This window comes from Microbacterium sp. A8/3-1, from assembly GCF_040267695.1.
GTDB lineage: Bacteria > Actinomycetota > Actinomycetes > Actinomycetales > Microbacteriaceae > Microbacterium > Microbacterium luteolum.
In genome coordinates, this window is the sequence record NZ_CP158357.1 from 123,693 (window position 1) to 144,351 (window position 20,659).

Below are 20,659 nucleotides of genomic sequence, written 5' to 3' on the forward strand. Positions count from 1 at the left end.
GACGACCCTCCACAAGAAAGCCGGGAAAACGTCGACGAGAGTCTACGACCAGAGATCGGTCCATCGGACGCCCAGCTCGCCCGCCAGACGACGGATCGTCGACAGCGACATGCCCACCACGGTCGAGGGGTCGCCGTCCACGCGGGTGATGAAGGCACCGCCGAGGCTGTCGACCGTGAAGGCGCCGGCCACGTGGAGGGGCTCTCCTGATGCGACATAGGCGGCGATCTCCTCGTCGTCGATGTCGTCGGCGAAGGTCACGGATGCGGCCGCGACCGCCGTCGCCTCGACGGGAGCGGCGTCGGGGGAGACCCGGAAGACGGAGTGCCCGGAGTGCAGGATGCCGGTGGCGCCGCGCATCTCGTGCCAGCGCCTGCTCGCCTCGTCCGGCGTGTAGGGCTTGCCGTAGACGCGACCGCCGAGCGCGAACATCGAGTCTCCGCCGATGACGAGGCCGTCGAACTCGCCCTCCTCGGACAGGCGCCGGGCGACATCCGCTGCCTTGGCGCGGGCGAGCAGCAGCACGAGCTCCTCGGGAGCGAGTTCGGCACCCCGCTCGGCTGCGGCCGCGGCAGCGACGGCATCCTCGTCGACGTCGGGCGACAGGGTGAGGGGCTCGATGCCGGCCTGTCGCAGCAGCATCAGACGGGCGGGCGAGGTCGAGGCGAGGCAGACGCGCATGTTCACCACCGTATCCTCGAAGGATGACTTCCTCCCCAGCCGACGTGCTCGAGCTCGACATCACCGGGATCGCGCACGGTGGCACGTTCATCGCCCGCCACGAAGGCCGGGTGGTGTTCGTGTCGGACGCGATTCCGGGGGAACGCGTGCGTGCGCGACTCCTCGAGCCGCAGGAGGGAGCGGATGCCTCGACTCGCAGCTTCTGGCGGGCGGAGACGATCGAGGTGCTCGACGCCTCGGAGCACCGCCGTCCGCACATCTGGCCGGAGGCCGACATCGCGCGCGATCCGGCCGACCGTCCGGGCGGCGCCGATCTCGGTCACATCGATCTGACCCACCAGCGCACGCTGAAGCGCCAGGTGCTGACCGAGGCGCTCGACCGCTTCGCCGGCACGGGGCTCGAGGCTCCGGAGATCGAGGCCGTTGAGTCGGGCGACGGCACGGGCTGGCGCACGAGGGTGACGCTGCACGTGGACGACGCCGGCGAGGTGGGTCCGTTCGCGGCTCGCAGCCACCGTGTCATCCCTGTCTCCTCGTATCCGCTCTCCCGCCCGGCCATCGCCGAGGCCGCGCTCGCGCTGCGCGGCGAGGCGCCAGGGCGCATCGAGCTCGTCGAGCCCGCCGACGGGAAGGTGCGCATCATCCGCCGGGAGGAGACCGAGCGCCCCGCCCGCGTCGCACGCGGCTTCCGGCGCCGCCCGACTCCCGAGGTGATCCACGAGGTCGTCGGCGATCGGCGCTTCCAGGTCGACTCGACGGGGTTCTGGCAGGTGCATCCGCGGGCGGCATCCGTGCTCGACGCCGCGGTGTACGGCATCCTCGACGGCCACGTCGACGGGGACAGGACGCACTACGACCTCTACGGCGGCGTCGGACTGTTCGCCGCGACCCTCGCCGACCTCGGCGGCACCGACATCGTCACGGTCGAGTCGAGCGCGCGGGCCACCGAGCACGCGGCCGCGAACCTCGCTCCGCTCGAGGTCGCCGCCGTGACCGCACGCGTCGACGCATTCCTCTCGTCCCGCAAGAGCGCGGGCCGCACCGGTGCCGTCATCCTCGATCCGCCGCGCGCGGGTGCGGGGCGTCAGGTGGTCGACGCGGTGCACGCCCTCGCGCCCGAGGCGATCGCCTACGTCGCATGCGATCCGGTCGCACTCGCCCGCGACCTCGGGACCTTCCGGACCCTGGGGTGGAAGGTCGACCGCCTGCGCGGCTTCGATCTGTTCCCCCATTCCCACCACTTCGAGGTCGTCGCGCTGCTGACGCGGTGAACCTGCTCGCAGGCCCTCGGTCGGGGACTCACTAGGCTGGGCGGATGAGCACGGTCGCACTCATCGACGATCACGAGTCCGTTCGCCTCGGCCTCGAGGCCGCGTGCGCGCGCGATGCGCAGAACGTGGTGTTCTCCGGGAGCACCGTCGGCTCGTATCTCGAGTGGCGGCGTGCGACGGGTGCGCCCCCGGCAGATGTCGTCGTCCTCGACCTCACCCTCGGCGACGGCACCACCGTGACCGAGAACGTGCGCGCGCTCGTCGGTGACGGCGCGAGCGTCGTGATCCACAGCGTCGCCGACCGCCCTGCCGCGGTGCGCGAGGCGCTGTCCGCCGGAGCGGCGGGAGTGGTCAGCAAGTCGTCCGCGCTCGACGACGTGCTCGACGCGATCCGCACGGTCGCGCAGGGGGAGGCTCTCAACAACGTCGAATGGGCGAGTGCGGTCGACGGCGATCGGGCCTTCGCCGACGCACAGCTCTCGACGCGCGAACGCGAGGTGCTCCGGCTCTACGCCACCGGTCTGCCGCTGAAGGCGGTCGCCGAGCGGCTCGGAGTCGCGTACTCCACGGCGAAGGAGAACATCACGCGGATCCGGGTGAAGTACGTCGAGGTGGGCCGCCCCGCTCCGACCAAGGTCGACCTCCTCCGCCGGGCGATGGAGGACGGCATCGTCGCGGCCGACGGGGCCACGAGTGCCCGTTGACCCGCTCAGCATCCGCGACGCCTGGAGCAAGATCCCCTCTCCGGGCGCTGCGGAGACCGAGTTCGAGCGCTTCACGGGCAAGCGCATGGAACGGATCCTCGCGATCGTGGTCGCCATCGGCTCCGCGGCGCTCGGCGCACAGGCCCTGATCGCGGCCATCAGCACGATCTCCGCTGCCGACGCGGCGCATGTCACGACGCTCGTGGTGGTGTTCGCGCCTCTGGCGGCGATGCTGCTGGCCTGCGTGATCGGGCGCGGCGTGCGCGTCGCGTCCGGCGTCTTCGCCGTCGCCTACGTGCTCGCGCTCGCCGCGTGGCCGCTCGTGGTCGATCCGTCCGACAAGGTCGCGGACGACCAGCCGTGGATCTTCTTCCTCGTGAACGTGGGCGTCGTCGCCGCCATGCTCGCGTTCCCGGTGCGCATCCAGTTCGCCTGGGCCTTCGGGATGCCGTTCGTCTACGGGTACGTGCGGCTGGTGCAGGGCGAGTTCTCCCGTGAGTTCTGGGTGACGACGGCGTTCGACGTCTCCTTCACGCTCATCCTCGGCGTGGTCATCATCTCGCTCGGTTGGATGTTCCGCTCGGTCGCCGCAGGTGTCGACGAGGCGCGCGGACGGGCCGTCGCGTCGTATGCCGCTGCTGCCGCGGCCGCCGCGGCCGAGGAGGAGCGCGTGGCGATGTCCGCTCTCATGCACGACAGCGTGCTGGCGGCCCTGATCGCCGGGGAGCGCGCCGAGGGCGAGCGCGCGCGGGAGCTCGCGGTCGCGATGGCGCGCGAGGCGCTCACCCGTCTCGCCAACACCGAGGGTGCGGTGGCGCAGGAGGGGAGCGACGAGCCGGTCGGGACGGCGCAGATCGTCGTCGAGCTGCGCCGTTCGCTCTCGGAGCTCGGTGCCGACGCGATCGTGGAGGAGCGCGGCGGGATCGGCCTGATCCCGGGCCGCGCCGCACGCGCACTCGTGCTGGCCGCCCGTCAGGCCATCGGCAACGCGGTGTCGCACGCCGGCGGGCGCGGGCTGCACATCGTCGCCGAGGGGCACGGCGACGAGGGCATCCGCGTCACGATCTCGGATACCGGATCCGGTTTCGACATCGACGAGATCGGAGCCGATCGCCTCGGCATCCGTGCATCGATCTTCGCGCGGATGGCCGGTGTCGCCGGCACGGCGGGCATCGACTCCGACGAGCACGGGACGACCGTGACCCTCGGGTGGGAGCGCGCGTGAACCGCACCGTCCGCAGTGTCGCGACCTCACTCGCCGTCGGCTTCGCCATGTACTTCGTCGCCCGCGGCGTGTGGTGGATCGAGCAGCCCACCGCGCCGCTGCTGATGGTGCTGGCGATCGGGCTGTACCTCGCCGTGGTGAACATCGCGATCCTGGCGGATGCCGCGTCGGTGCGGATGCCGCTGTGGACGGCGGTGCTGTCCGCGGTCGCCAGCGTGCTGATCCCCGTGCTGGTCACGTTCTCGCTCGATCCTGCGGACCGCACGGAGCCGTTCGCCACCTGGTACATCGGCGGGCTGGGCCTGCTCGGCGTGGTGTGCGTCGTCCGTCGTCGGGCGCTGATCGGATGGTTCACGCTGGCCATGCTCGTCGCGACATCGTCGGCGTACCTGGGGCCGGTGGTCTCGCTGAACCTCGGGCTGGTCGGATCGATCATGTGGGTCCTCATCGCCCAGCTGCTCGTGATGTTCTGGGATCGTGCGGTCCGGGACACCGAGCGTCTGGCCGAGATCCAGCAGGCCGTGTCGGCCTGGCACGCCACGCAGCTGGTCCGCCAGCGTGAACGGCGCCTGCGCACGCAGTTCGCCCTCGCCGTGGCGGGGCCCGTGCTGAGTCGCGTCGTCGCGTCCCGGGGCGCCCTCGACGAGCGGGAGCAGCTGGAGGCGCGGCTCGCCGAAGGGCGGCTGCGCGATGAGCTGCGCGGCGCGGATCTGCTCAACGACGCGGTGCGTGACGCGATCGAGGCTGCTCGGCGGCGCGGCGTGACCGTGACCGTGTTCGACGAAGGCGGTCTCGACGGGGTGGAGGAGGAGCGGCGGGTCGAGATCCGTGACGAGCTCGCGGTGACGTTGGCCCACGCCGAGGCCGGCCGCCTGATCATCCGCTCCGCCAAGGATCCGCGCGTCGCGGTCACCGTCGTCGGCCGCGCGGGCGCCCGGTCCTCCGGTGATGACGACTCCGTCGAACTCTGGCACGAGATCCTGCGCGAAGCCCCGACCGGATGACCGGGGTCCCGAAGGCAGGACGGAAGTGGGCGAGGGGCGGCGGCCGTGCCGCCTGCCCCTCGCCGTGCGGACAGTTACCCGAAAACCGTCCGCTGGTGGCCGATCAGCGTCTGTCTACCCTGGGACAGAGAGACCAGCCGAACGCGAAGCGTCTCCTTCAGTCTGGTGGGTCGTGGAGAACTTGTCTGTAGGTATTTTGGGGGACACGGAATCACCGGCGATGAGGGATCATAAGACGATGGGAATGCGTCGCGGAACCAACCTCCCGCGGATGGGCGATTTCAACCAGTCCGTGATCCTGGAGGCCATCCGGCGCTCCGGCGAAGGGTTGAGCAGGATCGAGCTCGTCGAGGCGACGGGCCTTTCCGCCCAGACCGTCACGAACATCACCCGCAGACTGCTCGATGACGGATTCATCCACGAGGCCGGACGCACGATCAACGGCCCGGGCAAGCCCCGGGTGACCCTGCGCCTCATCGCGGAGAGCCGCTTCTCGGTCGGTGTGCACCTCGACCCCGCCATCATGACCTTCGTGCTCCTCGACCTGTCGGGAGCCGTCGTGCGTCGCATGGCGGTGCGGACCCCGAAGAAGGACCCGCGCCGGATCGTCGAGGCCATGGCGACCACGATCGATTCGCTGATAACCGCCGCCGGGGTGGATCGCTCGCGCATCGCGGGGGTGGGGGTGGCCGCCCCCGGGCCGCTGGATCCGGCCATGGGGACCGTGATCGATCCGCCGAAGCTGCTCGGCTGGCACCGTGTGCCGCTGCGCTCGGTTCTGGCGGAGGCGACGGGGCTCCCGGTGACCCTCGAGAAGGACACGACAGCGGCGGCGGTGGGCGAGCTCTGGACCCGCCCGGGTTCGTCGGACGACTCGTTCGTCTTCGTCTACCTCGGCACCGGGATCGGCGCCGCCCTCGCCAGAGACGGCGACGTGGTCCGCGGGAACACGCAGAACCTCGGGGAGATCGGCCACATCGTCGTCGACCCGGATGGTCCCGCCTGCCTGTGCGGATCGCGCGGCTGCGTCGAGGTCGTGTGCACGCCGCAGGCGATCGTCGAGCAGGCGGAGCATGCCGGAGTGTTCCCGGACGACCGAGAGGCGAGTGATGTCGAGGCCGTCGAGGCGCGTTTCACGCAGCTGTGCGAGCGTGCGGCGGCCGGCGACGGCCCTGCCGCACGGGTGCTCCGCCAGGCGGCCGGTCACATGGCCGTGCTGACCGCCGTGCTGACCAACCTGCTGGATGTGGACCGCGTCGTGTTCGGAGGCCCGTTCTGGCCTCGGCTCTCCGACGTGTACCTGCGAGAGATCCCCGGACGGCTCGAGCGCCTGAGCGCCACACGCGCGGTGCGGACGCTTCCGGTCGCGGGCACGGTCGTCGGAGTCGACGTCGGCGCTGTGGGGGCTGCCTGCGTGGTCCTGGACTCGGTGCTCACGCCTCGGACGACGGATCTGCTGCTGGAGCACTGAGCCCCGGACGCGGAGAGCGCGGGGGAGCCTTGTCGGATTAAGTCCAATCGATGTATTATCTGGGATCACCCCCAGCGATCGGATCACCGATGCATGACAACTCGTCCCTCGTGGAAGCGCGCATCCAGCGCTTCGCGGAGGAGCGTCTCCACCCCGCCGTATATGCGCGGACGCAGGAGCTGGAGCTCCGGTCGTGGAGCGCTCCGGGCGAGCCGGTGCCGTTCGCCGAGGCCGTAGTGCAGACCTTCGTGCCCTTCTCCGTCGGCAGCTCGTGGGGCCGTGCCTGGAGCACGATGTGGCTGCACGTGACCGGTGTCGTGCCGACGGTCGACGACGGGCAGCGGGCCGAGCTGATCTTCGATCTCGGGTTCAACGGTGCGGAGCCCGGTTTCCAGGCCGAGGGCACCGTGTACCGCCCGGACGGATCCATCGTGAAAGCCGTCGAGCCGAGGAACGCCCATGTCCCGCTGGAGGGGACCGCCGGGGACCCGATCGATCTCTATCTCGAAGCCGCGGCGAATCCGGACATCGCCGCGGGATGGACCTTCGCGCCCACGCCGTTCGGTCAGTGGGAGTCCGCGGGGGAGGAACCGCTCTACGTGCTCCGGCGGGCCGACATCGGCATCCTCGATGTCACCGTCTGGGAGCTCCTGCAGGATGTCGCGGTGCTGCGTGGGCTGATGGGCGCACTTCACGCGGAATCGCCTCGCCGCGCGGAGATCCTCCGTGCGCTGGAGCGCATGATCGACGTGACCGACCCGGAAGACGTCGCCGGCACCGCGGTGGATGCGCGGGCCGAACTCGTCGGGGTCCTCGCGCGCCCGGCATCCGCGTCCGCGCACTCCCTGCACGCGGTCGGCCACGCGCACATCGACTCCGCATGGCTGTGGCCCGTCCGCGAGACGCAGCGCAAGGTCGCCAGGACGTTCTCGAACGTCCTGTCCCTGCAGCAGGAGGACCCCGACTTCGCCTTCGCGGCGTCGTCTGCGCAGCAGTACGCCTGGATGAAGCAGTTCCAGCCCGAGCTGTTCGCACGTATGCGCGAGGCAGTCGCCGCAGGTCGATTCGTGCCGGCCGGGGGAATGTGGGTCGAGTCCGACACCAACATGCCGGGCGGCGAGGCGCTGGCGAGGCAGTTCGTGCGCGGCAAGCGCTTCTTCCTGGAGGAGTTCGGCGTCGAGCCGCTCGACGTCTGGCTCCCGGACTCCTTCGGCTATTCCGCGGCGCTCCCGCAGATCGCCAGGGCGGCGGGATCGCGATGGATGCTGACGCAGAAGATGTCGTGGAACGAGACGAACGTCATGCCGCACCACACCTTCCTGTGGGAGGGCATCGACGGCACGAGGATCTTCACGCACTTCCCTCCGGTCGACACCTACAACGCCCAGCTCACCGGTGAGGAGCTGGCGCGTGCGGAACGGCAGTATGCCGAGAAGGGCGTGGCGAACACCTCCCTCGTCCCGTTCGGTTACGGCGATGGCGGGGGCGGTCCGAACCGGGAGATGGTGGCGGCAGCGGCACGGCTGCGGTCGCTCGAGGGCTCGCCGACCGTGACCCTCTCGACCCCGCGTCGCTTCTTCGAGTCCGCCGAGGCGGAATATCCCGCCCCGCCGGTGTGGTCCGGCGAGTTGTACCTCGAATTCCATCGCGGCACCTACACGTCGCAGTCCCGCACGAAACGGGGAAATCGTCGCAGCGAGCACGCGCTGAGGGAGGCCGAGCTCTGGGCCACGGCCGCCGCATTGCGCGGCGAGCCCTACCCGTACGACGAGCTGGATGCCGCGTGGGAGACCGTGCTGCTGCAGCAGTTCCATGACATCCTCCCCGGCAGCTCGATCGGCTGGGTGCACCGGGAGGCCGAACGACGCTACGCCGAGGTGCTCGCCTCGACGGAGCGCATCATCGCAGGGGCGCTGGCCGTCGTGGCCGGCTCGGGAGACACCGAGCTGGTCGCGGACGCCGGACCCTACGCGAAGGAGGGAACGGCGGCGATGGGGATCTCCGCCGTGCAGGGTACTGGGGTCCCTGCGGCGGTCGCGCGGACGACGGGCGGCTTCGTGTTGGAGAACGAGCACCTGACGGTGTCGATCGACGATGCGGGCCTGGTGACGTCACTCGTCGCCCGCGCGACCGGGAGGGATGCGATTGCGGCGGGGGAGCGGGGGAACCTCCTCCAGCTGCATCGCGACACGCCCAGCCGATGGGATGCCTGGGATATCGACGAGCACTACCGCCGTCACGTCGTCGACGTGACGGACGTGGTCTCGATCGACATCGTCCCGCATCCGTCGGCGGCGATCGTCTGCGTGGTCCGTGCGCTGGGGGGCTCACGGATCACGCAGGCTCTGACTCTCGCCTCCGGCGGGCGGGCACTCGACATCACGACCACCGTGGACTGGCACGAGCGCCAGAAGCTGCTGAAGCTCGCCTTCCCGTTCGACGTGCACACCGATCGCGCGACCTCCGAGATCCAGTTCGGGCACGTGCATCGCCCCACGCACACCAACACGTCCTGGGATGCCGCGCGGTTCGAGACCGTGGCGCACCGCTGGGTGCACGTGGGTGAACCGGGCTTCGGCGTCGCCGTGGCCAACGACGCCACCTACGGTCACGACATCACGAGGACCTCGCGCAGCGGCGGTGGCACCGCGACGACCGTGCGGCTCTCGCTCCTCCGGGCTCCGCTCTTCCCCGACCCCGATGCGGATCAGGGAGAGCACACCTTCACGGTGAGCGTGCGGCCGGATGCGACCATCGCCGATGCGATCCGCGAGGGGTACCGGCTGAACCTGCCCGTGCGCGCTCTCGCGGGAGCGGGGCCCGTCGTGCCGCTGCTGGACGTGTCATCGGATGCGGTCGTCGTCGAAGCGGTCAAGCTCGCTGAGGACCGCAGCGGAGACGTGGTCGTGCGCCTGTACGAGGCGCACGGAGGGCGGGCGGCGGCGACGCTCTCTGCGGCCTTCGACTTCGCCGCGGTCGCGGAGACCGACCTCCTCGAGCGGGAGATCGATGCCGCGGCGGTCCGCGCCGTCGAGGGGCGCGTGGTCGACCTGGAGCTTCGTGCGTTCCAGCTCGTGACGCTCCGCTTCCGCGCACCGGCGCTTCCGGTGTCTCAGCCGGAGTAGCGCCCCCAGGGGATATCGCGGCGCAGCGGCCTGCGGAGAGGGCGCTGCGTGCGAGTCCACGCCGATACGCTCGGCTCGTCGGCCACGGCATCCGCCGCCTCTGTCGCGTAGGCGTCGCTGATCACGGCGATGAGAGCGGCGAGCTCCTCCTCGGTCGCGGCGCCCTGCGTGATCTCGAGCGACGGCGGCATCTCATCCGGCGTCTCTGCGGAGGCGGTCGACTCGGTCACAGCGGGATGTTCCCGTGCTTCTTCGGCGGCAGCTCGGCGCGCTTGCCGCGCAGCGAGCGCAGCGCTTTCGCGATCGCGACGCGGGTGTTCGCCGGCTCGATGATGCCGTCGAGCTCGCCGCGCTCGGCAGCGAGGAAGGGTGAGGCCACGTCGTAGGTGTATTCGTTGGCGAGGCGCGTGCGGACGGCGGCGACGTCTTCGCCGGCCTCCTCGGCCTTCTTGATCTCGCCGCGGTAGAGGATGTTGACCGCACCCTGACCGCCCATGACGGCGATCTCGGCGGTAGGCCAGGCGAGGTTGACGTCGGCGCCGAGCTGCTTGGAGCCCATGACGATGTACGCGCCGCCGTAGGCCTTGCGCAGGATCACCGTGACGAGCGGAACGGTGGCCTCCGCGTAGGCGTAGAGCAGCTTCGCTCCTCGGCGGATCACGCCCTCCCATTCCTGGTCAGTCCCGGGCAGATAGCCGGGCACATCGACCAGCGTGACGATCGGGATCGAGAACGCGTCGCAGAAGCGCACGAAGCGGCTGGCCTTCTCGCCGGCCTGGATGTTCAGGGTTCCCGCCATCTGCGAGGGCTGGTTCGCGATGATGCCGACCGAACGGCCGTCGATGCGGCCGAAGCCGATGACGATGTTCGGCGCGAACAGCGGCTGCACCTCGAGGAAGTCGCCCTGATCGACGACGTGCTCGATGACGGTCTTGATGTCATACGGCTGGTTCGCCGAGTCCGGGATGAGCGTGTTCAGCGTGCGGTCGGCATCCGTCGTCTCGAACTCGAACACGCCCTCGTACGACGGCAGCTCGGACATGTTGTTGTCCGGCAGGAAGCTGAGCAGCGTGCGCGCATAGTCGAGCGCATCGTCTTCGTCCTCGGCCAGGTAGTGCGCGACGCCCGAGCGCGTGTTGTGCGTGTAGGCGCCACCGAGCTCCTCCATGCCGACGTCCTCGCCGGTGACCGTCTTGATCACATCGGGGCCGGTCACGAACATCTGGCTGGTCTTGTCGACCATGATCACGAAGTCGGTGAGGGCGGGGGAGTACACCGCGCCGCCCGCGGCCGGACCCATGATGATGGAGATCTGCGGGATCACGCCGGAGGCCCGCGTGTTCAGCCGGAAGATCTCGCCGTACTTGCCGAGTGCGACGACGCCCTCCTGGATGCGCGCGCCACCGGAGTCGAGGATGCCGATGCAAGGCATGCCCCCGGCGATCGCGAACTCCATGATCTTGATGATCTTCTCGCCGGCGACCTCGCCGAGCGAGCCGCCGAAGGTCGAGAAGTCCTGCGAGTAGACGGCGACGGTGCGGCCGTGGATGGTGCCGACGCCGGTGACGACCGAGTCGCCGTAGGGGCGTGACCGGTCCATCCCGAACGCGGTCGTGCGGTGGCGCACGTACTCGTCGAATTCGACGAAGCTGCCGGGGTCGACGAGGAGTTCGATGCGCTCGCGGGCGGTCATCTTGCCCTTGGCGTGCTGCTTCTCCTTCGCCTTCTCCTCGGCGTCGACGACGGCCTCGGTGTAGCGAGCGCGAAGATCCGCGATCTTGCCGGCGGTGGTAAAGAGGTCGGGCTTGTCCGTCACGGATTCCACCCTAGCGCCGGGTCGGCCCTGGCCGTTGGATGCTCGGCACAACGGGCCGCCGGATCCTTTGGCGGTCTCCTGAGTGTGGGGGTCAGTTCTTCGGGCCGTCCGTGAGCGGCCCGATGCCGGAGAGGTCGTGACCGCCCCGCGCCCCGCTGCCGCCCTCGTCGAGCTCGGGAGCATCCGACCGGTGCCCACGACGCGTGGTCACCTCGCCGACTTTGCGGCCGGCCCAGCCGACGCCGCGCACGGCTGTCCCGGCAGCCCCGGCGACCGCACTCCCGGCGAACCGCGCGCCGCGCAGCATCCGGAGCTCGAGCTTCTCCGCGCCCTCGACGGGCTCGAGCTCGAGCGGGAGGTTCACGGGAGCGGCACCGAACGCCTTGTGCGAGGTCGTCAGCACCCGGCGGCCGAGGATGTGGTTGCCGGTGCCGCCGATCGCGGCGCCGATCCCGAACGGGAGCGCCTTGCCGATGACCGATGCGCCTCCCTTCGCTGCGAACTGCTTGACGAACATGCTCTTGAGCCGATCGACCAGTGGTCCGACGGCCGCACGCGGGAGCGATTTGGTCACCAGTTCGCCCCAGTAGGACGATCTGCTGCCGCCGCGGCCTGCGACCTGCCCCGCCAGCTGTCCGACGAGATCCACGCCTTCCTTGCCCAGCATCAGGGTCATCACGAGCGCACGTGCGCGATCGGGATTGGCGATCGCGATGCCATGGACCTCGGCGACGGACTGGGCGAACAGAGCTGTCGACTCGACGAAGCCCACGGTCTCGACGCCCGACAGGGCGAGCGTGATCCCGGTGCCGATGCCCGGGACGACCGCGGTCGCGCCGACGGCCGCGCCGCCCGTCGTGACCGCGGCGAGGTACCGCCGCTCGAGGATCCGGATGATCTCTGCCGGCGTCGCCTGCGGGTTGCGGAGACGGATGCTGCGGATGTGGGCGAGCACGAGGGGGCGCTGGATGGACAGCACGCGATCGAGTCCGCGCACCATCATCGGGTGCTCCGGCGATCCTGCCGGCGGCACGCCCTTGTCCCAGGCAGAGTCATCCGGCAGAGAGTGGATCTTGTGCACCTTGGGGGCCATGGCCTGATCCTACGAAGTCAGTCCGCGAAAACGCCGAAAGCCCGGCACCCTTGACGGGGCCGGGCTTTCGTGGAAGAGGATCAGACGAACAGGTTCGCCCGCTCGAGGTCTTCGGCGAAGTCGACCTCGACCGCGTAGAGGTCGGAGACATCCATCGGCTCGAGCAGCAGGCCGTCTTCGGCGATCGAGAGCTCGAGACCGCGCTCGAAGTAGTCCTGGTCCTCGACGCGCTGCAGCTGGCGCATGAACGCCTTCTTGTTCGCCGAGGAGATGTAGTTGATGCCGACGGCCTCGCCGAGGCCGCCCTTGACGGTCTTGGAGAGCTCGTTGATGAAGCCCTCCGCCGTGACGGTGTACTTGACCTCTTCGTCGCTGACCTTGGAGGTGTTGACCGTGACGAACGACTGGTCGCGCTCGATGTACGCGGCCGCACGGCCGAGGATCATCGGGTCGAAGACGACGTCGCCGTTCATCCACAGCACGCCGTTCTTGCCGGTCGCGGCCAGGGCGCGGAGCAGGCTCTTCGAGGTGTTGGTCTCGTCGTAGCGCTCGTTGTGGACGTAGTTGACGGTCGGGAACGCCTCGATGATCGTCTCGGCGCGGTATCCGACGACCGCGGTGATGCGTGCGTCGGAGCCGAAGGCGGCCCGGATGTTGTCGTGCTGCTGGCGCATGATCGTGCGGCCGTCGCTCAGCTCGGTCAGCGGCTTCGGCAGCGCGCGGCCCAGGCGTGAGCCCATGCCTGCGGCGAGAATGACGGTTTGAAGAGTCACGAGTGCTCCTAAAGGGAAGTTGTGTTCACGGCCGGTTCACCGACCAGACACCTCATCGTGCCGCGTTCATGGTATCGATTCCGCCTGGGAAGGCCCGGGGATCGATGCCCCCGTTGTCATTTCGTGACCGAGTACACACGCAATACACAGGCTAGACGACGGGGCGGGATATGCGCGGAATCTGCGAGATCCGAGCGCGGATTGTTTCGCCGCGCCCTCGGTTGGGGGCAACCCATTGATACCGTAGGACGGTGACTTCTTCCCCTGACGACCGCACCGACCAGGTGGACGATTCCCAGACCCCGCCGCCCAAGGCATCTCCGGCGCGTACGCCGGCGTCGAAGCCGGGCTCCGCTGGACGCACGACGGCCGGCAAGAAGCCGCCGGTCAAGCGCGCTCCTGCGAAGAAGCCGGCGCCGCGGACGACGGCGAAGGCCTCTGCGGAGACGGCAGCACCGACCGGCGAGGTCGTGATCGAGCCCGCCGTCAAGATGGTGATCGATGCCCCGGCGCAGGGCGTCTCGGCGGCGCGCACCAGCGCGGCAGCACGCGCGGCAGCGGCGAAGAACACCGCCGCCAGGGCCGCGTCGGCCAAGACCGCCAAGCCCGCGACCTCGGCGGCGCGAGCCACCGCACGGCCCGCGGCTGCGAAGGCGCCGGCAGCCAAGACGCCGGCAGCGAAGGCTCCGAAGGCCAAGCAGGCCTCCGCGAAGACGTCGGCGGCCAGGACCGCCGCAGCGAAGTCCGCCGCGGCGAAGTCCGCAGCAGCGAAGACGACGGCCCGCACCGCGTCGGCGCGCTCGGCCTCTGCGAAGACGGCGGCCGCGAAGGCTGCCGCAACCAAGGCGGCTGCCGCGAAGGCGGCGGCCGCGGAGAAGGCCGCTGAGGAGAAGGCCGCGGCGGACAGCCTCGAGGCAGCCGTGCCCCCCGTGATCGAGGGAGCCCCGGCCGTCGACGAGGCGACCTCCGTTCCCGCTCCCGAGGCGGAACTGCCGTCGGCGGAGGAGCAGATCGTCGTGGAACCCGCTGCTGCGGAGCCTGTTGTCGAAGAACCTCAGGTCGAAGAGCCTGCTGTCGAGGAACCTGCTGCCGAGCCGATCGTCGAGGAGCTCGTCGTCGAGGAGGCGTCCGCTGAGGAGGCGACGCTGGAAGAGGCGATCGCCGACGCTCCCGCTGCGGAGGAGGTCATCGTCGAGACTCCGGCCGAGGCCGCCTCGGGGGCGGACGCCGAGTCCGATGACGCGGCATCCCGCTCCGGCCGCGACTTCGGCGAAGCCGCGGCGACCGTCGCGATCAGCATCCGAGGTCTCGTCAAGCAGTTCGGCGACAACCACGCGGTCGCCGGGATCGACCTCACGGTTCCCGCCGGCTCCTTCTACGGGATCGTGGGTCCGAACGGTGCGGGAAAGACCACGACCCTCTCGATCGTCGCCGGTCTTCTGCGTCCGGATGCGGGCACGGTGGTGATCTGCGGCATCGATCAGGCCAAGGAGCCCCTCGCGGCGAAGCGGGTGATGGGCGTCCTGCCGGACCGGCTCCGCACGTTCGACCGGCTCACGGGCCGTCAGCTCCTCTACTACTACGGCCTGCTGCGCGGCCTGGCGGCCGACGTGATCGAGAAGCGTGCCGCCGACCTCGCGCGCGCCTTCGACCTCGGCGATGCGCTCAGCCGCGTCGTCTCGGACTACTCGGCCGGTATGACCAAGAAGATCATGCTCGCCGGCGCCATGATCCACTCACCCCGCGTCCTGGTGCTCGACGAGCCGTTCGAATCGGTCGATCCGGTCTCCTCCGCGGTCATCCTCGACATCCTTCGCGCGTACGTGTCCCACGGCGGCACCGTGATCCTCTCCAGCCACGGGATGGATCTGGTCGAACGCGTGTGCTCCCGTGTCGCCATCGTCGTCGGCGGTGAGGTGCTCGCGGAGGGCACGATCGATGAGGTCAGGGCCGGCCAGACGCTCGAGGCCCGTTTCGTCGAGCTCGCAGGATCCAGCGGTGAGGTGGAGGGGCTCGAGTGGCTGCACACGTTCTCCGACTGAGATTCGCGCTGCTGATCGGATCGCTGCGCGGCGAACGCCGGGTTCGGACGATCGTCACGTTCCTCGCGATCGTCGCGGTCACCGTGGCCGTCTGCCTCGCGGTCTTCAGCCTCGCCGACGCCCCGGTGCCGGTCGCCCGCGCCGTCACCGTGCTGGGTGGAGCAGCCCTCCTCCTCGGCTTCCTCGTCGGACCGATCCTGGTCGGCGCCGTCGACCAGCTCGACCCGCGTCGATTCGCCGTCTTCGGCGTCGACGAGCGACGGATGCCCTGGGTGCTCACGTTGGCGGCCTTCATCAGCGTGCCGAGCCTCGCGCTGCTCGCCGTGTACATCAGCGTCTGCGTCGTCGCCATCGGTCTGGGCGCCCCGTGGCCGCTGGCCGTGCTCATGACGATCGTCGGTGTGGTGACGACGGTTCTCACGGCTCGCGTCGGCATGGCCGTCAACGCGCTGCTGCTGCCGGAGCGCCGTTCTCGGGAGCTGACAGCGCTCTTCGCCCTGGCGCTCATCGTGATCGCCTTCCCCGTGGCGGTCTTCTTCGCCTCGATGCGCTGGGACGGGCACGTTCCGGCATCTCTGGCGGCACTGACCACGAGCGTCGGCTTCACACCTCTCGCCGCGTCACCCGGATTCCTCTTCGCGGTCGCCGCTGACGCCACGGCGATGGCCTGGATCAGCGGGATCGTCGCCGTGGTCACGGCGATCCTGCTCTGGGTGCTGTGGGCCTGGCTCGTGCGCCGTCTCCTGACGACCACCGAACGCCCCGTCGCCTCCCGCGAGCGGACCGGTCTCGGCTGGTTCGGCCTGCTGCCTTCCAACGCCTTCGGCGCCATCGCCTCACGGAGCCTCGTGTACTGGCTGCGCGACCGCCGGTACATCATGAACACCATCGTGGTGCCCGTGGCGGGAGTGCTGACGGTCCTTCCTCTGATCGTCGCCGGCGTCCCGCTCGAGATCGCCGCCCTCGTCCCCGTGCCGGTCATGGCGCTGTTCTTCGGGTGGCTGCCGCACAACGACGTCGCTTACGACTCCACCGCGCTGTGGACGCACGTCGCGAGCGGCATCCGCGGTCTTCCCGATCGTCTCGGCCGACTCGTTCCCGTGCTGCTGGTGGCGATCCCCGTTCTCGCGATCGCCGTCCCGCTCACGCTGCTGCTGATCGGCGACTGGCGCCTGCTGCTGCCGCTGACCGGCCTCGCCGCCAGCCTGCTGTTCTCCGCCCTCGGCATCTCGAGCATCGTCTCCGTCGTGGCGCCGTATGCGGTGTCGCGACCGGGCGACAGTCCGTTCCAGCAGCCGCAGCGACCGACGTCGCGCGGGATCTACGGTCCCGCCGCCGCATTCCTCGGAGCGCTCGTGCTGAGCCTGCCGACGGGATGGCTGTTCGCTCTGACGATCATCGACGGCTCGTCCTACGCGCCGGCCGCATTCTGGGTCGGACTGCTGTCGGGTCTCGTCGTCCTCTGGCTCGGCGCCGTCATCGGCGGACGCATCTTCGAGCGCAGCGGGGAGCGCCTGATGGAGTTCGTCGAGACCGCGTGACGACCGCCCGCAGGCGACCCGACGCGGCTAGACTCACGGGATGAGTACTCCGCTGGACAGCCCCGATCAGGGCGGCGTGGCAACGCTTGATCGCGAACTGGAAGAGCTCCTCCGCGAGGAGAACCTCGAACCGGGCGACCATGAGCGCTTCTCGCATTATGTGAAGAAGGACAAGATCCTCGAGTCGGCGATCACCGGCAAGCCGGTGCGCGCACTGTGCGGCAAGAAGTGGACTCCGGGTCGCGACCCGGAGAAGTTCCCCATCTGCCCCACATGCAAGGAGATCTACGAGTCGATGGTCGGCTGACCGACCTCAGCTCGCTTCGACGTAGACCGTCGGGATCGCCGGGTCCGACTTGCTGAGGGCGAGAGCCCGCACAGGGAGCTCCTCGCGTACGCGCAGATGATGCGCGCGAGCGGATGCCGTGCCGGCCGTACCTTCATGCGTCGTGTCGATGTCGCCCGCCTCGACGAACGTCACCTGCAGCGGTCGTCCGTCCGCGTGCTCGGCCGGCGTGTCCAGCTCTTCGAACCCGTCCGAGACCACGACGGTCTCGGCGGCCGCGACGCCGTCGGCGAGTGTGCGGAACGCCGCCTTGCGTCCACCGTAGGAGGCCTTGTCGGCGGAGGCCTTCGCGACGCCGATCCAGGCGCCGGTGGCATCCTGCCGAGCCACGAGCTTGTAGACCATGCTCGCCGTCGGGTAGCCGGAACCCGTCACGACAGACGTCCCCACGCCGTAGGCGTCGACAGGGGATGCCGCGAGAGCCGCGATCGCGTACTCGTCGAGGTCGCTGGTCACCGTGATGCGCGTGCTGGTGGCGCCGAGCTCATCGAGCTGTGCGCGCACCTCGCCGGCGACGATCGGCAGGTCGCCGGAGTCGATGCGCACGCCGCCCAGCTCGGTTCCCGCGATGCGGATCGCGGTCTCGACCCCGGCGCGGATGTCGTAGGTGTCGACGAGGAGCGTCGTTCCCACACCCATGCTCTCGACCTGTGCGCGGAAGGCGTCTTCCTCGGAGTAGTGCAGCAGAGTCCAGGAATGCGCGGCCGTGCCCATGGTGGGGATGCCCCAGCTGCGGCCGGCCTCCAGGTTGCTGGTCGCGCGGAAGCCGGCGATGTAGGCCGCACGCGCCGCAGCGACAGCGGACCGCTCGGCGGCGCGCCGGGAGCCCATCTCGGCGAGCGGGCGCTCTCCGGCGGCGATGCTCATGCGCGCGGCGGCGGTCGCGACGGCGGAGTCGTGGTTGAGGACGCTCAAGGCGAGGGTCTCGAGGATCACGGCATCGGCGAACGTCCCCTCGACGGTGAGGATCGGCGATCCGGGGAAGTAGAGCTCACCCTCGCGGTAGCCGCTGATCGACCCCGTGAAGCGGTAGTCCTCGAGGTACTTCAGCGAAGCGGCATCCACGACCTTCTCGTCGCGCAGGAATCGCAGCTCGTCCTCACCGAAGCGGAACTCGCGGAGCAGCTCGAGGAGGCGGCCGGTGCCCGCCACGACGCCGAAGCGGCGGCCGCCGGAGAGGCGGCGGGAGAACAGCTCGAAGACGCTCGGCCGGAAGGCGGTGCCGTCCCGGAGTGAGGCCGCGAGCATCGTGAGCTCATAGCGATCGGTGAGCAGCGCCGTCGACGTGGTCATGCGCTCAGCATAGTGAGGCCCGGTAGGCTGGTGAGTCATGAACGACGCGCCGATCGGAATCTTCGACTCCGGTGTCGGCGGGCTCACGGTGGCCAGGGCCATCCGCGCCCAGCTGCCCCGTGAATCGTTCGTGTACATCGGCGACACCGCGCACTCGCCCTACGGTCCGAAGCCCATCGCCGACGTGCGCCGCTATGCCCTCGAGGTGCTCGACACGCTCGTCGATCAGGGTGTGAAGATGCTCGTGATCGCCTGCAACACGGCATCCGCCGCGATGCTCCGCGATGCGCGCGAGCGCTACGACATCCCCGTCGTGGAGGTGATCGGTCCGGCCGTGCGCCGCGCCGTCTCGACGACGCGCAACGGCCGGGTCGGCGTGATCGGCACGGTCGGCACGATCGGATCCCGGGCCTACCAGGACATGCTCGAGGTGAACGAGCGCCTGCAGGTGTTCACGGCGGCGTGCCCGCGGTTCGTCGAGTTCGTCGAGGCCGGGATCACCGGGACTCCCGAGGTGCTCGCGGTCGCCGAGGAGTACCTCGCACCGCTGCGCGACGCCGATGTCGACACGCTCGTGCTCGGCTGCACCCACTACCCGTTCCTGCGCGGCGCGATCAGCTATGTCATGGGGGAGGGTGTCACGCTCGTCTCCAGCGACGATGAGACGGCGGGCGACGTCTACCGCCAGCTCGTCCGGGGCGACCTGCTGGCCTCGCCGGACGCGACGGCGTCCTACGTCTACGAGGCGACCGGCGCCTCGGCCGACGACTTCACCGCACTGGCCAACCGGCTGATGGGTCGCGAGGTCCGCGACGTGCAGCTGGTGCAGACCGGCGTCATCGATCTTCCCGAACACGTCTCCGAGTCGCGCTGATCCGGCTCGACAACCCCTACCCGAAAGAAGCACATGACCGACATCGTCCGCGCCGACGGCCGCTCCACCGACCAGCTCCGCGAGATCACCATCGAGCGCGGCTGGAGCGCGCATGCGGAGGGATCCGCGCTGATCAGCTTCGGCGGCACCAAAGTGCTGTGCACGGCATCCTTCACCAACGGCGTCCCGCGCTGGCTGACCGGCAAGGGCAAGGGATGGGTCACGGCTGAGTACTCGATGCTGCCGCGGGCCACGAACAGCCGCAACGACCGCGAGAGCGTGAAGGGCCGCATCGGCGGACGCACGCACGAGATCTCGCGCCTGATCGGCCGCGCGCTGCGCGCTGTCGTCGACACCAAGGCCCTCGGCGAGAACACGATCGTCATCGACTGCGACGTGCTGCAGGCCGACGGCGGCACCCGCACGGCCGCCATCACGGGCGCCTACGTCGCTCTCGCGGATGCGATCGAATGGGGTCGCACGAAGAAGTTCATCGGCAAGAACTCCACGCCGCTGCTCGACTCCGTCGCCGCCGTCTCGGTCGGCATCATCGACGGAGAGCCGATGCTCGATCTGGCATATGTCGAGGACGTCCGCGCCGAGACCGACATGAACGTCGTCGTCACGGGCCGCGGGTTGTTCGTCGAGGTGCAGGGCACCGCCGAGGGGGCCCCCTTCGACAAGCGCGAGCTGGACGCGCTGCTCGAGCTGGGTCTCGCCGGCTGCGCCGATCTGAAGGATCGCCAGCTGACAGCCCTGGCCGCTGCGGCGGGCGAGTGAGATGAAGATCGTCCTCGCGACCCACAACCCGCACAAGGTTGCCGAGTTCCAGCAGATCGTCGCGCAGGCGCGTCCGGATCTCGAGATCGTCGGCTACGACGGCCCCGAGCCCGTCGAGGACGGTGTGACGTTCGCCGAGAACGCGCTCATCAAGGCGCGCGCCGCGGCCGCTCACACCGGGCTCGCCGCGCTGGCCGATGACTCGGGGATCTGCGTCGATGTGCTCGGCGGCTCTCCGGGTGTGTTCTCGGCCTACTGGGCGGGGCAGAAGAAGGATGCCGCGGCGAACCTGGAGCTCCTCCTGGATCAGCTGCGCGACGTCGCCGACCCGCATCGCACGGCGCACTTCACCTCGACGATCGCTCTGGTCACGCCGGAGGGACGCGAGGAGGTCGTCGAAGGCCTCTGGCCGGGGCGGCTCGCGCAGGCGGCATCCGGCGGGGGCGGCTTCGGCTACGACCCGATCTTCATCCCGGATGGTCAGCCCGAGGGGGAGGAGCGCACGGTGGGCGACTTCACCGCGGAGGAGAAGCAGGCGCAGTCGCATCGTGCGCGTGCCTTCGCCGAGCTGGTGCCCTTGCTCGCGCAGCTCTGAGCCGAGTCGGCCGCACAGCTGAGAC

General features: G+C 69.8%; 18 protein-coding genes. 12 read left to right on the plus strand and 6 right to left on the minus strand.

Translation table 11 applies throughout. The features are described from left to right. Positions 1 to 42 precede the first annotated feature (42 nt). Entirely contained in the window at positions 43 to 681 is a 639-nt protein-coding gene (locus ABS642_RS00540; RefSeq protein ID WP_350353483.1) for a nucleoside triphosphate pyrophosphatase, read from the minus strand. A 23-nt stretch (positions 682 to 704) separates the two neighbouring features. On the opposite strand from ABS642_RS00540, the gene ABS642_RS00545 reads away from it, so the two are divergent. From ABS642_RS00545 to ABS642_RS00570, 6 genes are all read left to right on the plus strand, one after another. Beyond that, positions 705 to 1,952 carry a TRAM domain-containing protein gene (locus ABS642_RS00545; protein WP_350351844.1) on the plus strand — a complete coding sequence of 416 codons (1,248 nt, stop codon included), beginning with the start codon at positions 705 to 707 and terminating at the stop codon, positions 1,950 to 1,952. A gap of 44 nt (positions 1,953 to 1,996) precedes the next feature. After that, complete coding sequence (locus ABS642_RS00550; protein WP_282216639.1) at positions 1,997 to 2,656, plus strand: response regulator transcription factor; 660 nt, start codon at positions 1,997 to 1,999, stop codon at positions 2,654 to 2,656. After that, positions 2,646 to 3,881, plus strand: a complete 1,236-nt coding sequence (locus ABS642_RS00555; protein WP_350351845.1) for an ATP-binding protein — start codon at positions 2,646 to 2,648, stop codon at positions 3,879 to 3,881. Before ABS642_RS00550 ends, ABS642_RS00555 begins: the two co-directional genes overlap by 11 nt. Beyond that, a complete protein-coding gene (locus ABS642_RS00560; RefSeq protein WP_350351846.1) occupies positions 3,878 to 4,885 on the plus strand; it encodes a hypothetical protein in 1,008 nt (335 codons plus the stop codon). The genes ABS642_RS00555 and ABS642_RS00560 overlap by 4 nt, the downstream gene beginning before the upstream one ends. A gap of 271 nt (positions 4,886 to 5,156) precedes the next feature. After that, positions 5,157 to 6,356 carry an ROK family transcriptional regulator gene (locus tag ABS642_RS00565; RefSeq protein WP_350353484.1) on the plus strand — a complete coding sequence of 400 codons (1,200 nt, stop codon included), beginning with the start codon at positions 5,157 to 5,159 and terminating at the stop codon, positions 6,354 to 6,356. Positions 6,357 to 6,445: 89 nt separating this feature from the next. After that, positions 6,446 to 9,481, plus strand: coding sequence for a glycoside hydrolase family 38 C-terminal domain-containing protein (locus tag ABS642_RS00570; protein WP_350351847.1), 3,036 nt, complete (start codon positions 6,446 to 6,448; stop codon positions 9,479 to 9,481). On the opposite strand, the gene ABS642_RS00575 is transcribed toward ABS642_RS00570, so the two are convergent. From ABS642_RS00575 to ABS642_RS00590, 4 genes are all read right to left on the minus strand, one after another. Continuing rightward, positions 9,469 to 9,711 carry an acyl-CoA carboxylase subunit epsilon gene (locus ABS642_RS00575; protein ID WP_350351848.1) on the minus strand — a complete coding sequence of 81 codons (243 nt, stop codon included), beginning with the start codon at positions 9,709 to 9,711 and terminating at the stop codon, positions 9,469 to 9,471. The genes ABS642_RS00570 and ABS642_RS00575 overlap by 13 nt on opposite strands. After that, complete coding sequence (locus tag ABS642_RS00580; RefSeq protein ID WP_350351849.1) at positions 9,708 to 11,306, minus strand: acyl-CoA carboxylase subunit beta; 1,599 nt, start codon at positions 11,304 to 11,306, stop codon at positions 9,708 to 9,710. Before ABS642_RS00580 ends, ABS642_RS00575 begins: the two co-directional genes overlap by 4 nt. A gap of 82 nt (positions 11,307 to 11,388) precedes the next feature. After that, entirely contained in the window at positions 11,389 to 12,390 is a 1,002-nt protein-coding gene (locus ABS642_RS00585; protein WP_350351850.1) for a hypothetical protein, read from the minus strand. Positions 12,391 to 12,470: 80 nt separating this feature from the next. Continuing rightward, positions 12,471 to 13,163: an NTP transferase domain-containing protein gene (locus ABS642_RS00590; protein ID WP_282216646.1), complete on the minus strand. Its 693-nt coding sequence runs from the start codon at positions 13,161 to 13,163 to the stop codon at positions 12,471 to 12,473. Between the two features lie 251 nt (positions 13,164 to 13,414). Between ABS642_RS00590 and ABS642_RS00595 the strand changes: the two genes are divergently transcribed. The 3 genes from ABS642_RS00595 to ABS642_RS00605 are packed head-to-tail and all read left to right on the plus strand — an operon-like array spanning position 13,415 to position 17,053. After that, on the plus strand, positions 13,415 to 15,205 hold the full coding sequence (locus tag ABS642_RS00595) for an ATP-binding cassette domain-containing protein (RefSeq protein WP_350351851.1): 1,791 nt from the start codon (positions 13,415 to 13,417) through the stop codon (positions 15,203 to 15,205). After that, complete coding sequence (locus ABS642_RS00600; protein ID WP_282216647.1) at positions 15,181 to 16,746, plus strand: hypothetical protein; 1,566 nt, start codon at positions 15,181 to 15,183, stop codon at positions 16,744 to 16,746. The genes ABS642_RS00595 and ABS642_RS00600 overlap by 25 nt, the downstream gene beginning before the upstream one ends. A gap of 40 nt (positions 16,747 to 16,786) precedes the next feature. Then, complete coding sequence (locus ABS642_RS00605) at positions 16,787 to 17,053, plus strand: DUF3039 domain-containing protein (RefSeq protein ID WP_028503536.1); 267 nt, start codon at positions 16,787 to 16,789, stop codon at positions 17,051 to 17,053. A 6-nt stretch (positions 17,054 to 17,059) separates the two neighbouring features. Here ABS642_RS00605 and ABS642_RS00610 read toward each other — a convergent pair whose 3' ends face one another. Then, positions 17,060 to 18,385 carry a nicotinate phosphoribosyltransferase gene (locus ABS642_RS00610; protein ID WP_350351852.1) on the minus strand — a complete coding sequence of 442 codons (1,326 nt, stop codon included), beginning with the start codon at positions 18,383 to 18,385 and terminating at the stop codon, positions 17,060 to 17,062. 37 nt (positions 18,386 to 18,422) lie between these two features. On the opposite strand from ABS642_RS00610, the gene murI reads away from it, so the two are divergent. The 3 genes from murI to rdgB are packed head-to-tail and all read left to right on the plus strand — an operon-like array spanning position 18,423 to position 20,634. Then, positions 18,423 to 19,259 (plus strand): glutamate racemase, encoded by an 837-nt coding sequence (murI, locus tag ABS642_RS00615; RefSeq protein WP_282216649.1) that lies wholly within the window; start codon positions 18,423 to 18,425, stop codon positions 19,257 to 19,259. A gap of 33 nt (positions 19,260 to 19,292) precedes the next feature. Then, on the plus strand, positions 19,293 to 20,039 hold the full coding sequence (gene rph / locus ABS642_RS00620) for a ribonuclease PH (RefSeq protein ID WP_350351853.1): 747 nt from the start codon (positions 19,293 to 19,295) through the stop codon (positions 20,037 to 20,039). Between the two features lies 1 nt (position 20,040). After that, entirely contained in the window at positions 20,041 to 20,634 is a 594-nt protein-coding gene (gene rdgB / locus ABS642_RS00625; RefSeq protein ID WP_350351854.1) for an RdgB/HAM1 family non-canonical purine NTP pyrophosphatase, read from the plus strand. Positions 20,635 to 20,659: the final 25 nt, after the last annotated feature.